The sequence below is a fragment of the Bacillus sp. JNUCC-22 genome (assembly GCF_018861275.1).
GTDB lineage: Bacteria > Bacillota > Bacilli > Bacillales > Bacillaceae > Bacillus > Bacillus velezensis.
The window spans coordinates 1411453-1428492 of record NZ_CP076408.1 but is presented as its reverse complement, the minus strand read 5'-3'; the positions used below and the strand labels follow the sequence as shown (position 1 = coordinate 1428492).

Genomic DNA, 17040 nt, shown 5'->3' with positions numbered 1-17040 from the left:
GATAAACTAATCCTGCATACGCTCCAGCGCATAATCTGCTTCCTCCGCAGTCAGTTCGCCCGCTTTTAATTGTCTGAGGAGCTCTTTTACTCTCTCGTTCTTTCCATTGGAATCCGCTGTTGCACGAGTCTGTGCCTCCGCGGAAAACGTTTCTTTTTTACGAATGGTTACATCCTTCAAACCTGCAAGTCTTTCTCCTTGTTCATTAAGCAGCTGAATATCGTAAATAAGCTCGGATTGACCTTTTTGGCCTGTTTTACGCGCATAAGCCCAGCATTCTGCTGAAACCTTTTTCCGAACCGTAATCTCTCCTATTGAAAAAGGAACATAAACAGATGCCTCTTCTCTTCCGTCCGTAATTCCGAACAAAGATTGCAGAGCCCCATCAATTAAAGACGGATGCAATGTATAATGTTCAAGAGCATATGCGGCTTCTTTTGGCAGCAATAAGTGTGCAACCGCTTCCGTTTTTCCGCCCCATAAACGCTGAATCGGCTGAAAAGCGCGCCCATACAGGAACCCGTTTTCCCGAAAATACTCGTAACATTCATCTTGTTCACGGACAAAAGCACTTCTGTTTATCATCTCTTGTCTGTCGATGTTCTCTATATCATCATCACTGTAATGATGATCATAATCTAATTCCCCCGTCACAAATCCAGTCCTTACAGCAGCATCCTCGTCAGGTGACATGTTAAATAATATGCTGCCGTCTTTTACGGAAATGTGAGTGTAAATGGTCAGGCTCTCTTGCAAAAGCATGGCCGGTCTTGCAAATATCACGTTTTTTAAACGAGTGACCTTTTTCTTTCGATATGACCGCGTTCCCGCTGCGCATGCCATTTCAAGAAAAGCAGCTGCCGGGAGAATGCTCTTGTTTTTTACGATGTGGTCTTTTAACCAAATCTCTTTTTCTCTTAATGTCGTTTTAAAAAACTGCTGTTCCAGAGTAGATTCATTCGAATCCAGAAGCGGGTGCAGTGAAGACTGCTGCGGCAATATTTCCGGAAATACTGCACTTTGGTTTCGAGGCACCCAGTAAGACTCCTCAGCAAATGGATATAAAGGAAGCTTGACCTTTTGCGGGGTATATTCTTCATATAACTCTCTCCATTGAATATCAGCCCCGAAAGACCATAATTTTGCAAGAAGATTCAAGTCCTTTGTCTCCATCATCGCCTCGAGGAATTTATCTTTCCTCTTTTGATCATGAAAGATAAAGACTTTATCAAAATCTTTCGTAACATTGCCTTTGTATACGCCCTCTCCAATTGTTCCTTCAGTACAGAAAGTTCTCAGCTTCTCCTTAAGTCCCGGCAAATCGGAAGCTACAACAGCAAGTCTGTCTTCCATCGGTTCCCTGCATGTCTGCAATGTAAAAGCGATATCAGCTGCCGAGGCCTTTGTCTCCCGCTCTGTGAATTGCAGAAGGCGCCGGGCGTACTCTTTCAGCCTGTCTTCATTTTTGGCAGAGAGAACTGCGGCAAACGGACCGCTTATTGTTTGTGTGTCCGCATGGTTTTGATATTCTTCCACAATGACATGGGCATTTGCTCCGCCCGCTCCGAACGAACTGATTGCTGCTCTCCTGTTGGAGGCGCCTGATTCTTTCCGCCACTCTTCTTCTTTCTGCTGAACGTAAAAAGGCGTCTTTTCAAATCGGATATTTTGGTTCAGCTGTTCCGAGTGAATGGATGGCGCCAATTTCTGATGCTTAAATTGTAAAAGAACTTTTGTAAGGGCTGCTATACCTGCGGCAGACTCCAAATGTCCGATATTAGACTTCACTGAACCTATGGCACAAAATTGTTTATCGTCCGTAAATTTCTCAAACGCTTTTGTCAATCCTGCGATCTCAATCGGATCTCCGAGCGAGGTACCCGTTCCGTGTGCTTCCAAGTAGCTGACGGATCGCGGACTGATGCCCGATTTCTTGAAATTTTCAGCAATCAGCTCAGCTTGTGCATTCGGATTCGGAACTGTAAATCCATTGGTTTTTCCGCCATGATTTACAGATGTTCCTTTAATCACTCCGTATATATGATCCTGATCAGCAATTGCTTTTTCCAGAGGTTTCAAAAGGACGGCTCCCGAACCTTCTCCCGGGACATAGCCGTCTCCGCCCTCTCCGAAACTTCTGCACAATCCTTCGGTGGAAACAAAATTACCTTGACTCAGCCAAAGGTATTTGCTGGGATGTATGGACACATTAACGCCGCCCGCAAGCGCAATTTCACTTTCCCCTCTTTTAATGCTCTCACATGCCAAGTGAATGGCCGTCAGCGATGATGAACACATCGTATCCAGTGCAATGCTCGGGCCGGAGAGATTAAAAAAGTATGAAACCCTGTTCGCAATAGATGAAAAGAAGGAACTGAGCGCAATCGGATTGCCCCGCGCAGTTTCTTCTGCGCCGAATAATTGATATTGTCCGTACATGGCTCCGACAAACACACCGGCTTTCATACCGTCAAGCTTCTCTTTTGTATATCCTGAATCTTCAAACGTATGCCAGGAGGTTTCGAGAAAAATTCGCTCCTGAGGGTCCATCAGCTCAGCTTCTTTATGAGAAATGTGGAAAAACAGCGGATCGAATTGATCAACACCGCTGATAAAACCGCCCCACTTACTGTTGATTTTCCCCTTCTCCATTCTGTCGGGACTGTAATTCGATCTGAAATCCCAACGTTCCTCGGGAATTTCAATAATACAGTTTTTCCCTCCGGCAATGTTTTCCCAGAACTCCTCAAGAGTATCGGAATTCGGATATCTTCCGCTCACACCGATAATGGCAATATCCTCACCCGGCTGAACCATGCTCGGTGCAGATGTATCCTTCTGCTGCCGGTGCTGTTTTTTACTCAGATTTTCTCTTTTCTTCGGCACTCTTGTTACCGGAGCTGCCCCTGCGGCCTTAAGCACTTTTTCTTTAAAAGATGTTAGGAAGAAGTTTGAAAGCTCTTCAATGTTCTGATATTCAAAAAAGATTGTTTTGGGAAGATCCCCGAAAGTATCTTCAAGCTTTGAAATAAGTGACATGATCATAAGTGAATTGATTCCGAATTTCTCAAAAGAGTCTTTCGCATTTATTTTATGTGCTTGGATTTTCAAGACACCGCTGATGATCTTGATTAAATAGTCATTTACTTTTTCTTTCGCAGCATGTTCCTCTTCTTCATCGTGTTCCGCCGTGAGTGTATCTTGATCTGCTGCAGCTGTATTTCTTTGAATCGAAAGCGCTTTTATCATTTTATCCCGCTTTCCTTCTGCAGGCATTAAGCTGGTAAATGAAGACCGCAGCATTTTCAGAAACGCTTCCAAAACAGAGGAAGTTCGCATCGGAGTCATTCCGTATTTTTCTTTTATTTGGTTGATTCCATTGCTGTCGAGACTCATCCCGCCATCTTTCAATAACGGCCAATTGATTGAAAGGGTTTTTCCGTTTCGGGAGAGCTGAGATCGAAGCACTGCAAAACTGTCCATAAAATGATTTGCGTACGCATAGTCACTTTGGCCGGCATTTCCGTAAGCGGAAAAAGAAGAAAAGAGAACAAAAAAATCAAGATCTTCGTCTTTTGTCAGCTCATCCAGCCAGATTGTCCCGTAAACTTTCGGTTTCAGTACGTCCGTAAAATCACTGAGACTTTTGTTTACAAGAAATGAGTCACGAAGGATGCCGGCAGCATGAATGATCCCGTTTATGCTGCCGTACCGCTGTTTAACGCCGAAAATGAATCGCTCTGCCTCTGTTCGATCTGTTATGTCCGTCCGCTGATATTCAACAATAGAGCCGCTCTCATTAAGCTTACTGATCCGTTCTTTTTGATCAGCGGTTAAAAAAGAACGGCCTGTAAGTATAATCACGGCTTGGTTTTCTTTAGCGATGTGTTCCGCAAACAGCAGCCCGAGTTTTCCCGCTCCTCCGGTAATGATATATATGCCGCCTTTTTGATACGTTACAGATCCGTTATCGTGTTCAGGAATATCAATATGCTGCAGCCCTTTCACATAACGGGTATGTGAGTCTATTAAAATCTCACATTCATCCGTTCGAAAGCGCTGTATTTCACTGATTGCAGCATCCCACATCTCGGAAACCGGAGAATTTTTGTCAGAATCCTCATGGCGTATCTGTATGGTTTTCGCTTTAAGCTTGGAGCTTTCCATGTTTACCGTTTTCATGAACCCTCCGACAGCTTCATGAAACGGCTGATTCAGACCGCTTGTCCAATAAATATGCAATAACGTAACAGGTTCGTTTCTCCGCATTAAAGCTTTTGATAATAAAAAGAGCGAGTTTATTCCTCTGCGAAGAGTTTCGTTAACGGATTCTTCAGTGAATTCTCTGATTTCTCCGTTCCATAAATAAAGCACGACATCAGGTGTAAATCCGTTTTCAGCCAAATCAGACAGCAGCATTTCGACATGATTTTCATCAGAAGGATTGATTGTGCATCTATTCCGTTCAATTCTATAATCAGAATCGGGCGTTACGAGAATGACACGGTTATGATCTCCATTCATCATCTCGGCATGCTGAAAAAGACGGTTATCCTGATCAAAAATCAGCATATTCCCCGGTGCCTGCTGATTCGGCATATCAATGTGATTTGTTCTTACCCAATCGTTCTTAAAAAAAATGGTTGGGGACGGAGCTTGTGATTCCGGCTCCGCCTTTTTTTCCATTTGTTCTTTTCTGTAAGTGCGAATTAGCTCCAGTCCTGCATCAGGAGACATTTGCTGTTCTTCAATTAAGGAAAGTATTTGTTTGATCTGCACTATTTTCCCTCCAGCAGCTGATAAACTTGGTCAGCAGAAAGTTCACCGTTTTTCAATTGTTCCAATAAGAAGAGAATTTCCTGATCTTCATTTTTATGACCTGCGGTTAATTCTCCCCCGGTCACTTTTCTGACAGTAAAGTCTTTCATGCTCACGGCTATTTCGCCGCTCTCGTTAATAAAATCAATGTTATACGTATAAAAACCGGTTTCTTTCACCGAAACATGGCATCGGGCAGTAAGCGCCCTCTTAATGTGAAGCTCTCTAAGTGAATAAGGAACAAATAAGCCGTCTTTCTCATTATCTCTTAACAAAAATGCCGCCGCTTGAAAACCGCCGTCAATTAATGAAGGATGAAGTGTAAAATGTGAAAACCCGTTCGCTAAATGATCCGGAAGCTCCAATTCTGCCATTAACTCCATATCACCGCGATATACGGCTTTCAACGTTTGAAAACCGCTATGATATGTCAGGCCCATACGACTGAAGCGGTGATAACACTCTTCCCGGTTTATGACCGCCTTACTGCTGCGTTTGAACTTATCAATATCGACATACTCAGCATTGCTGTTTATGTCTCCGAATACTGTTTCACTTTGTGTGCAGATTTGCTGCACGCCATCCGGCCCCTCTTTACATATCGTTACGTTCAACTTATCTTGTTTCATTTCCAAGTCGGTATAAATGTGCAGCGTTTTTCCTTTATATAATATAGGTCTGTTCCACATCACGTCTTTTATTTTAGATACTTTACTTTCTCCGCTTATTTCCGCACAAACAAGAGCCATTTCAAGCGAAGCGGCTCCTGGCAGCACATAGTCTCCTGAAACAAGATGATCAGTGACGAAAAATTCAGTTCCGGAAATAACAGTTTTAAATGCTTGTTTCTTTAATGTTGAGACATTCTCGCTGATTAATGGGTGAAGACTTTTGCTATTAACCTCGCTTTTGTTCTTTTTCGGGGTGAACCAATAACTCTCTTTTGCAAACGGATAAGTTGGCAGCGGCACTCTATTCAATTTCTTATTGCCGATTGTCTTCCATTCAAACTCGGCTCCATTGGCCCACCATTGTGCGAGCAGCTCCTCTTTTCCGCTTTGAAGAGCCTCCTCAATCATATATTCAGAAACAGCTGTGGGCTCTTCAGTGTTTTCGCTTATAAATACGCCTTTTTGCACCTTGCTGTCATCAAGAAAGCTGACGTATTTATCTCTCAGCTCAGTCAGACTCGCTGCACATACGGCAATTCTTTCGTTCATTGCTTCCCGGCCGTTTTGCAATGTAAATTCCATGTCACTGGCATTAACGGTCATGTCACCGGCAATCACGCGATCCAAGTACTGAAGCATAAGCCGGATATACTCAAGTAATTGATCTTTGGTTTTCGCAGATAAAACAAAAATATGTGTGTTACCGTTGTTTTCCGGCACTTCTTTTTGAGGTTCCCTATATTCCTCTAAAACAATATGCGCGTTCACACCGCCGAATCCGAATGAGCTGACACCCGCTCTCCTCGGCAGATCGTTGTTCTCTTTATCTTTTATCGGATTCCACTTTTGAGCGGTTTCTGTGATATAAAATGGCGTATTTTCCAGTTTGATGTATGGATTGAGTTGTGAAAAATGGGCGAGTCCCGGAAGTTTGCGATATTTAAAAGCCAGTAACACTTTCATCACTCCGGCTATTCCGGCAGCGGTTTCGAGATGGCCGATGTTTGTTTTCACAGACCCGATTCCGCAGCATTTCTGTTTCGCAAAAGGAATGTCCCATTCTTGATATAACGTTTTAAATGCCTTTATGATGCTGTTTACTTCAATCGGATCGCCAAGACTTGTCCCTGTGCCATGCGCTTCTATATATCCCGCAGTGGCAGGGCTGACCCCCGCCTTCCGCCAAGCTTCGGTTAATAAGTCCGCCTGTGCGTTCGGATTCGGAGCTGTCAAAGAATTGGCGCGGCCGCCGTGATTTACGGCTGACCCTTTAATCAAACCATATATATGATCACCGTCTGCCTGTGCTTTGCTGAGCGGCTTAAGCAATACTGCAGCCGCCCCTTCACTCCTTACATAGCCGTCAGCGCTTTTATCGAACGTTTTGCACTTTCCGTCTTTGGAAAGCATACCTGCTTTATCAAAAGCTATAAACAGAGTAGGGCTTGTCATAATATGCACTCCGCCTGCAATCGCCATTTCAAAATCGCCTCTTTGAATCCCCTCAGCCGCACGATGGAGTGCAACTAACGAACTTGAACAGGCAGTGTCAATCGGTTCGCTCGGACCCGTCAGGTTCAGCTGGTAAGAAATACGATTTGCCAATATACAATGATTTAAACCGGTTGCGGTCTGCGCCTGAACAGAGACACCATTTTCATTCAGACGTTCAGCATAATCCGTTGTGGCGACCCCTGCAAACACCGCGGTTTTCGTCCCTGCCAAATCAGACGGCTTATAGCCCGCATCTTCTATTGTTTTCCATACAGTCTCCATAAAAATTCTTTGCTGGGGATCCATTAATTCTGCTTCGGCGGGAGAAATCCCGAAAAACAACGGATCAAAACTGTCCGCGCCTTTGATAAATCCGCCTTTTTTTATTTTTGTTCTATTGACGTCCCTGATCGGATCGCCGTCAAACTCTTTCCAGTTCCAACGGTCTTCAGGAATGTCTGTAATCATATCCCGCCCTTTTTCAATTCCTTCCCAAAAGTCTTCCAGCGTATCTGTTTGGGGGAAACGGCCGCTTATTCCCACTATTGCAACCGGTTCATTCATATGTCTTTCCTCTTGCCTAGCTTTGTTTTCAGGCTCAGGGGAATGTTCATAAGATTCCGGCGGAGGCGTGCTGTACAATGTTTTTTCGTCAGCTGCAGAAAAAGATTCTGTCTCAGCAAAAAGGATTTCTCCGTATTGCTCGATTACATAATCAGTCATTTCAGCCAGTGAATTGCATTCAAAGAAAATGGACGGCAATAATTCCGTACCATATTGTTGATTGATTTCATTTCCGAGTCTGGTAAACGTAATAGAATCAAATCCGTACTCGCCGAATGAAGTCTCTTCTTCTATTTCCTTTCTGTCAATCTTCAAAATACTTGACATCATCTTTGCGATGCCCTCAATCAGATTTTCTCTCCGGTCTTTCGCCGCAGATTCATCTGAAGAAAAAGAACCGCAGAGATGAAGCTCCTCGGAATACTCACTCTTTAAAAACTCAAGAAGTTCATTAAAATCAGTAAGACCGAAAAAATCTGACGGCATCATTGATATTCCTAATGTTTCGTTTAATTCGTTGCCCAGCATTGTAAACATAATTGAATCAAATCCGTATTCACTTATCGGCAGTTCAAAATCAAATTCCCGTTCTTCAATTTTTAATACGCCGGTGATGATGCGCGTCAAAGTGCTTTTTAAAGATTCAGTTATTGACAGCTCTTTCGGTTCGTAATTTTCGTCGGCGATTGCCGGGTCACTTTTGCCGCTGTCAATCGTTATCATTCGTTCCAGCTTTAATTCATTACCGCTAAATACCATTATTTGATGTTCACACCCTGTCATTGCTTGATCAAATGCTGCAAGGCCTTCCCGTTTTCCCAGAGGCAGCATTCCGAAACGGTCATAAAGGAACTTCTCTGAATGAATATCAATTTGCATACCGCCTTCTTTCCATAAAGGCCAATTAATCGAGACTGTTTTTCCAGGTTTATTTTCCGCCGCTCTCATTTCCGCAAAATAATCCATAAACCGGTTTGCATAAGCATAATCAGTTTGTCCGGCATTCCCGATTATTGCGCTGATAGATGAAAACATAACAAAAAAGTCCAGAGGTTCTCTGTCTGTATACCGGTCAAGCCATATCGTTCCGTAAACCTTGCTGGCCAAGACTGAATCGAGATCCTCTTCACGCTTATTGATGAGTAATGAATCTTTTATCACACCGGCGCTGTGAATAATTCCTTTAACAGGACCTAATTTGTTTTTGACGAGTTTTATCAGGTTATTGACATTTTCCTTATCAGAAATATCGGTTCTTACATAAAAAACCTCTGATCCGTTTTTTTCGAGCTCTTTTACATTGCTTACGGCTTCCTCAGAAAGCTCTGACCTGCCGATAAGGACAAGTTTTATTCTCCCTTTTCGCACAAGATGTCTGGCGAAAATCAGTCCCAGACCGCCTGTTCCTCCTGTAATGAGGTAAACTCCCCCTTCTTTTACTTCCATCTTTTCGGGGGGCTCGGCACTTTCAATTTCTGCAGAGTGTTTCACCTGCCTGATTCCATCTCTGTATCTGATTTCTGAAGTATCATCGCTGATGATTGTTTCTTTCACAAGGTTTTTTAATTCAGGCAGACCGGTGTTCAGCTGTAACTGAATTTCGTCGCTGTGTATTTCAATATTTTTACCGGACAACATAGGATGTTCTAAATGAAGCGACCTAAAAAAGCCGCTGATTGCCATTTGATAAGGTAAGATTTGATTTTCCCTTGTGAAAAATACATGTGATATCAGGATTTTATGTCTTGGGATTGTTGCTAACAGAGCTTTCGTTACATTGAAAACCGGCAAAACAGCCTCTTCCAGCTTTTCACGAATGTTCTGCTCAATTCCCGTTTCAGGGCTCATCCCGATTAAAATGACGCGGTCAATTGTCACTTGTCTTTCTTTAAGAATCGCCAGCAATTTCTTATAGCCGTCAAGTTTGACGCTGTTCAATTCAAAGGAATCAGCTTCTTTTTCTTGAAAACTGCCGCCATGGCGGACAAAGATCATGTTCAGGCCGATATCTTTATATGCCTGGCGGATCAGCGGTTCTGATATATCCCGACGGAGTGAAATCACAAGGCAGCTGTTTAAACCGCTGGCTTCAGGCTGATGAAGCAGAGGGGCCCGCTTCCACATATCAGTGTAATACTTAACTGAATGCCGCTCATCCTGAGTCTGCGGTGCAGCCCTTAATGCCTTCAACGCTAAGTTTTTTATTTTAAGACTTACAGATCCGTTTTCATCCATAAATAGTATATGAAACCTTTTGACATCATCATGTTGTCTTTCATCGGCAGCTGTAATGTAAGCATAGCCGTTTGCCGAAGGTGCGTGAAGAATCTCCAGCTCACCTAATTCAAAAGGCAAATATGCGATGTGATCGTCTTGCTGACCGGACGTAAACCCTGTTGTGGATTGAAAAATGCCATCCAATAAACACGGTTCCAGCAGCGTGCCGGATTTTTTATGAATGCTCTCAGGAAGTGATATTCGTGCAAGAACAGCATTTTCATGGATAAACAGCTGTTTTATTACCTGAAAACTGGTTCCATAGTCCAAACCGCTCTGCCGGAAATCCCTGTAACACTCAGCGCCGCTGATTAATCTTTTCTGTCCGGTTAACCAGCTGTCCAATTGAAAATGCTCTGTATGAGAGGCATCTTGATCTCCGCATGTGGTAATGTTTCCTTGGCAGTGAACTGCCGCTTCAGGTTGCATATCGGTTTTCACCACAAATCTGCCGTCTTTTTGATTCGGCAGCAGATCTATAATTATCGTCTTTTCTTTTTCAACGGTTATCGGAACCGCCCATACAACCTGACTCAGTTTTATGACTGATTTTCCGTACAGCCTCTCTCCCGCTTCTCTGGCCGCTTCGATGATTGCCGCTCCGGGCAGAACCGTTTTCCCATGTACAACATGGTCTTTTACATAATATTCAGAATCTGAAAGCGTTTTATAAAATCGGCACTCACCTGCTGAAAAATCAAATAAAGGAGCTGTACCGGCTGCTGATGTTGTTTGCGCCTTATTTGACACCCACAGTCTGTTTTTTAAGAAAGGGTAAGTCGGCAGGGCAATTTTTCTCGGTTTTCTGCCGGTGCGGAAATCTTCCCAGCTTAAATTGCCTCCTGATACCCAAAATTCAGCCATTTCGGTTAATGTGGTGCTGCCGGATTTGAGCGGAAGATCCGATTGCTGCTGTCCGCGTTTATGATTCGGTTTTTTCCCTCTAAATATTTCGTGATCATCAATTCCATTATAAAAGTGATTTAATTTCAACATCAGATCATCGATATTATTTGAAATGACAGCAAGCCTTTCCGGCATGGCTTCACGCCCTTCAAGAAGGGTATACGCAATATCAGAAAGGTGAAGCGGCTTGTTTGTTCCCGCTTGCTGTAAAAACTCGCCCTGCTTATGACGGGCCTTTTGAAGATATTCCTCCAGCTGTTTTGCTGATTCCCGTAAACTCAGTGAATGCTTGGCTGAGAGTACGATAAGTTCCTCACTTTCCTCACGCCTCGTATGACAGTCAGCAGCAGACTCATACTCTTCCACAAGGATATGAGCATTTGCCCCGCCCGCTCCGAAAGAACTTAATCCCGCACGCCGCGGATATTTGCTGTCAGAATGTTTTTCATTCGCGGGTTTTATCCAGTCGGCGGTTTCCTGCTGGAGGCAAAAAGGTGTCTCTTCCAGATAAAGATCCGGATGCACCCGTTCAGCATGCAGTGTTGCGGCTATTTTTTTATACTTCATTTGTAAGATAATCTTTGTCAGGCCGGCAATACCCGCGGCCGCTTCCAGGTGGCCGATGTTAGATTTAATCGATCCGAGAGAGCAATATGAAACATCTTCGGTATAAGCTCTAAACGCCTTGGTCAGGCCTCGAACTTCAATCGGGTCACCCAGCGGCGTTCCCGTGCCGTGGGCTTCAATAAAGCTGACACTTCTGGCGCTCCAACCGGCCGCTTTAAGAGCTCCTTGAATTAAATCCGCCTGTGCGGCAGGATTAGGCACCGTATAGCCATTTGTCTTTCCGCCATGATTAATTGCCGTTCCTTTAATGACGGCGTACACAGTATCATTATCACGTATGGCATCTTTAAGCGGTTTAAGAATAACGGCCCCTACACCTTCCCCGGGCACGAAACCGTCGCCGCCTTCTCCAAAACTTCTGCATTTTCCCGATTTTGAAAGCATTCCCATCTGACATCGGTATAAATAGTCAGAAGGATGAAGATACAAATTTACTCCTCCCGCAACCGCAACCGAGCACTCACCCTTTGTTAAACTTTGGCAAGCCATGTGAATTGCCGTTAAGGATGAAGAACAAGCCGTATCTACAGGGACACTGGGACCTGTAAAGTCAAATGTGTAAGACACTCTGTTCGCGAGAGACCATGGGAACGAATTTGGAAGTACATCGTTTTTGTCAGTCGGTATTCTTTCGCCGAGCAGCTTGTAAGAATTGGTCGTCACTCCCGCAAATACACCGACATGTTTTTCGGTCTGCTTTCTCAACCCTTCAATGGTATATCCCGAATCTTCAAATGCTTTCCACACGGTTTCGAGAAATATTCGTTCTTGTGGATCCATCGCTTCTGCTTCTCTCGGCGATATTTGGAAAAACAAAGAATCAAATGATTCAGCATTCTTTAAAAATCCGCCCCATTTGCAATAAATTTTCCCCTCATGCGCTTTAGCGGGGTCTGGATCATAGTAGGTCTCATAATTCCATCGTTCTTTCGGAATTTCTGTGATTGCGGTTCTCTCTTTTGATAGAAGCTCCCACAATTCTTCGATATTTTCAGCCCCGGGATAACGGCCGCTGATACCGATTACCGCTATCCCGTCAAGATGTTCTTTTTCCTCCGCCGCAGGTGCAGTGATGTTTTGTTCCGGTCTGGCGGGGGTAATGCTCTGAATCTGTTTTCCTTTTTCCTCCCGTGAAAATAAACGCCCCAGCCGATCCGGATATTCCTTTACAAGATGATCTGCTAAATCTCTGATTGTATGAAATTCAAATAAAAGCGTTTTCGAAATTGCTCCCAGTGACTGCTCCAGCTTTGTGTTGCATTGATGAATCATAACCGAATCCATTCCATATTCAGCCAGATGCACATCTTGATCGATCTCTTCCCGTTCTGCACCGACCTCAGAGGAGATGATATTGGTTAAAAACAAAACTGTCTGATCCAAAATATCGCCTTGAGCCAAAGGAATGGCACTGCCTGTCTCTGTTTCGTCCGTCAAAAATCTCTGCCGCATAAATTGTTCAAAGCGCTCATGATCACCGCAGACTGCAATATTATGCAGCTGACCCGAAGTTACAATCCGCGAAAACCATTGCGTTCCGTCTTCAGCAGGAAGTTCTTCGAGCCCGGAACCATGAAAAAGAGACGTCCGCCCTTGACCTGACAGGTTCGCCCCCATTCCGATGTCTTGCCATAAAGGCCAATTGATTGTCAGCGTGCGGCCGCTGCGCAGAGAATTTTGCCGTTTCTGTTCCCGATATTCGGCAAAATGATCTAAAAAGCCGTTTGCATATGCATAATCACATTGGCCTTCGTTCCCTGCAATAGAGACGACTGAAGAAAAAACGGCGAAAAAATCCAATTCCAGCGACTTCGTTGCATGATCAAGATTCAATGCACCATGAACTTTCGGAGCAATCACCTCTGAAAGTTCATGCTTTGTTTTTCGAAAAAACAGCGAGTCTCTGATAACTCCTGCACAATGAATGACGCCATGAAGACCTGCATGCTGATCGGTAATACCGTCAATCATTTTTTTTACCGCTTCTTTATCGGATATATTCGCCTGTATATAATAAACCTTTGCTTTAAAGCTGTTCAGGTATTCTAAATGTTTCTGCTTATCTCCGTTTAAAGCAGATCGCCCCGATAGAATAATGGTGGATCTTTCAGTTTTCGCGCAATATTCAGCGACTTTACTGCCAATCCCCCCGAATCCCCCTGTAATTAAATACACTTTATCTTTTTCAGGGTATTGAATGGTCTTTCTGTTTGTTTCTCTCTGCTTCACTAACATCCGTGCATATCTTACGCAGCCTCTGTAAGTGATATGAATATGCCGATCAGGCGCTGTGTTTATTTCTTTATGAAGAATGTCAGCCCTTTCTGAAAATGAAACAGATGCCGAATCATGTTCAAAGCAAACCGTCTTACAATGCAGCTGCGGATATTCTTGTTTTACCGATTTTAAAAAACCGTTCACACCTTCAAAATACGGCAATTTTTCTTTTTGATCTGCGCTGAATGTATAAATGAACGTTACTTTGTTTATAAGGTTCTCGCTGATTAAAGCCTTAGTCAGATAAAACACGGAATAAATTCCTGATTCGAGTGTTTCTTCCAGTTCAGGCCGTTTTTCAGACCACGTATGCAAAATTGCATCAGGCGCTGCGCCTTTTTCTTTTAACAGACGAATGACACTTTGATAATCATCGGGACGCTGCCTGTTGATCGTGAAAACACTGTCGCTTATCTGCTCTAAACGGTCACCGGGCATAATAAGATATGCGGACGTATTCTCTCTTTTTTTCAGCTCTTCAAAATAGTCTTTGTTACTTGAGAACAACAAAATAGTACAGACTTGTCGGCTGCCCGCTTCATTCTCAAGTGCGGTTTCTTTCCATACCGGCGTATAAAGTGCCTGATTCTTCTTTTCTGAAAAAGCCGCGTCTGATTTTACCGGCTGAGGGTTTAAAGAAAATTGAGAGCGCTCAAACGGATAAGGCGGAAGCGGTGCTTTTCTTTTATGATAATCACCTAGTTTCGCCCATTCAATCTCTTCTCCTGAAAGCCACATTTGCATAAATGAATGATATAGAGCCTCATCGGCTGGTTTGTCCGCTTCAAAAGCAGCCGCTTTGTTTAGTTTTGCTGATGGAGGGAGCGATCCGAATTTAAAAACTGAAAAATCAGAAATATTCACATCCGGCTCCGTTCCCTTTTCTTCCGTGTGAAGCGGCATATGGTCAGCTATCTCCTGAGACACGGCATCCATTTGATTGTATTCTGTCATCAACGGAAAACGAGTTTTATCATAAAAACCTGCCGGCTGCTCATTAATACAAGCAACAGCCTGTTTAATTCCGTCTTGCTTTTTCAATAACATGCTCAGAAAAAGTTCTTTAGACAAGATTCCTTCATCCAGTAAATTTAATATTTCCAGAACATAATCATTATTAAAGAATCCATCATAATCTGTTAAATCCCATCTCTTATACAGTCTTCTCATAGAGGCAAGGATAGCCATGATCGCTGCTTCCTCATCAGCCGGCAATGCATTTCTTTTATCCGCCGTGCGATTCACAATATAAGATAAAATCTCGATTTCCTGAGTCTTTCCCGCTTTATCCCACTCTTCTAAAAAACCTTTAAACGTATATTGGTGCTCAAGAAGCAGCCGTGTTTTCCCGTACAGGCGGTCTGCAAAATCAGCCGGGAAGCTCAGACCGTTCAGCAGCATCCTTACATATTCTTCATTTAATCGAACCGGCGGGTACGTTTTTGAAGTGTACGGATTGACAAATGGAATGGACGGCGGCTCACAGGATATGTGCGAAGGTTTTTCAGCGCCTGTGATGACAGAAATGGCCTTTTCAATTTTGATGATATCCGCTGCTGCAAGAGCGACGTAATATCCGTCTCCGGCGCCTGTAATGAGGCTTGGCTTAAAACCGGATGCCAGGATACTTTTTATGATTTCCGTATTGATAACTAAAGAATACAAGCGGATTTTCTCAGGTGTCCATTTTCTTTTAAATGAACTGTGCAATGTTGGTATACCCTTCAGCACCGGCCTTACGTTCTTTTCTAAATCAGGGAACACCCGTTTCAAAACGGCAAATTGTTTATAACTTTCCCATTTGAAGTCACCGATGGCAAGCGCCCATTCAGAATCTTGTTTCCTCCGAAAACTCAATCCCTCTTTAAGCTGATTTTTAAATTCCTCCTTGCTGCCTGCCAATAAACCAGCCCTGTAATCAAACGATGTCCTTGTTAAAAGGGTGCTGCTGATCACTTCATTTGATATTTTGCAAAATTCCTCAGAATCGTCAGCAAAGGTTCTCCAATGATGTATCATTTGTTTCATGCTTTCTTCACTTTTAGCGGAAAAAAGGAAGGGTACCCTTCCTTTTCTGTCAGATTCGTCTTTTGTATGTATAAATTCTTCGATGATGACGTGAGAGTTGACACCTCCAAAACCGAAGGAGCTGATTCCCGCCCTGAGCGGAGCCCCGTCTGCCGCCTTCCAATCACTTGAATCAAGCGCCGGCCTAAACGGTGTTTTTTCAAACTGTATAATTGGGTTTACCGTATGTACATTCAGGCTTTTCGGCACCCTCCGGTGTTTCATCATCATTAGAACTTTTATCAATCCGGCCATTCCCGCTGCTGCTTCTGTATGACCGATATTTGTTTTCACACTTCCGATCCTGCAATATTGAGTATCCTCAGTATATTGCCGATACGCTTTTGTCAATGCTTCTATTTCTATCGGATCGCCCAGAGATGTACCTGTGCCATGTGCTTCTACATAAGAAACCGTCGCAGCATCGACAGCAGCGTTGTGTAAAGCTTCTGAGATGACCCGGCACTGCGCTTCTGCTCTGGGAGCGGTTATGGAACGGGTTTTACCGCCATGATTAACAGCTGTCCCTTTTATGATCCCGTATATATGGTGACCGGCTTTTACTGCATCACCAAGGCGCTGCAGCAATACAACGCCTGCCCCTTCTCCGGGAACGTACCCGTTCGCTGCTGCGTCAAAGGTTTTACATTTGCCGTCAGGACTCAGCATTCTGGCTTTAGAAAAAGAAATATATTTTCCGGGTTGGAAATTCAAGTTTACTCCCGATGCGATTGCATAATCGCTTTCTTTTGTCCGCAATGACTTAACCGCTTCATGTAAAGCAACAAGCGACGATGCACAAGCGGCATTTACAGACATGCTTTTTCCGGTCAAACCGAATGTGTATGAAAGCCGGTTGGAAAGCATAGCTTCGAAACTTCCTAAACAGGCATAACTGTCGATTTCCGATTCAGCATGACCTGTCTGCCGGTAGTCAGAATTCATAATACCCGCAAAAACAGAAGTGGTTTTACGCTGGAGATCCTGCAAAGAAACCCCGGAATCTTCGATGCACCGCCAAGTTTCTTCTAAAAGGATTCTTTGCTCAGGATCCATGTTTTTCGCTTCCCGGGGAGAGATATTAAAAAACTTATGGTCGAAATGGTCAGCTTTATGAATAAAACCTCCCCACTTGCTGATTGTTTTGTTCGGTATACTGATATCAGCTGAATAATAAAGTTCGGGATCCCACCGTTCAATCGGCACTTCCCGGATGGAATCTTTGCCGCTATTTATGTTTTCCCAGAATTCATGATAATGATCTGCATCGGGGAATCTGCAAGCAACCCCGATTATCGCGATATCCGCACTCTGTTTATTCAAATGAACCATTGGCCTC

2 protein-coding genes are annotated in these 17040 nt (G+C 43.7%); both read right to left on the bottom strand.

The features are described from left to right. Positions 1 to 6: 6 nt before the first annotated feature. Positions 7 to 4779: a type I polyketide synthase gene (locus JNUCC22_RS07355; RefSeq protein WP_197200165.1), complete on the bottom strand. Its 4773-nt coding sequence runs from the start codon at positions 4777 to 4779 to the stop codon at positions 7 to 9. Beyond that, a complete protein-coding gene (locus JNUCC22_RS07350; protein WP_216062238.1) occupies positions 4779 to 17033 on the bottom strand; it encodes an SDR family NAD(P)-dependent oxidoreductase in 12255 nt (4084 codons plus the stop codon). Before JNUCC22_RS07350 ends, JNUCC22_RS07355 begins: the two co-directional genes overlap by 1 nt. Positions 17034 to 17040 lie beyond the last annotated feature (7 nt).

Excerpts from the sequence above, each read along its gene's own strand:
- JNUCC22_RS07350 (WP_216062238.1), bottom strand. The coding sequence starts at position 17,033 with ATGGTTCATTTGAATAAACAGAGTGCGGATATCGCGATAATCGGGGTT.